Raw genomic sequence first — 236 nt, 5'->3', positions numbered from 1 at the left:
CCAGCGCCAACAGATTCCATTGCCGCACCAAGCCCATTGGCAAATCTATTGTTTACAGGTTCATCATTTGAGATGACGATGACTGTACGGCCGGGCGCCATGCTCATTAGCACATTGGCCATGTCTTGCGCACGCTGGGCACTACCGTAAACGTCAAACGTCTCGGCATAATTGATGGTATTAGAATTCATGTCAGAGGCAATAACACCATAAGAGCGCCCAATGCCGATATAGTC

General features: G+C 49.2%; 1 protein-coding gene. It reads right to left on the bottom strand.

Translation table 11 applies throughout. The features are described 5' to 3' along the window. On the bottom strand, positions 1-203 hold a 203-nt coding region (locus tag VJI94_RS09020), incomplete at its 3' end, for an interleukin-like EMT inducer domain-containing protein (RefSeq protein ID WP_416383688.1). Positions 204-236 lie beyond the last annotated feature (33 nt).

It is taken from the genome of Parvimonas sp. D9 (genome assembly GCF_035282565.1).
Taxonomy (GTDB): Bacteria; Bacillota; Clostridia; order Tissierellales; family Peptoniphilaceae; genus Parvimonas; species Parvimonas micra.
This window is presented reverse-complemented; position numbering and strand designations above follow the sequence as displayed.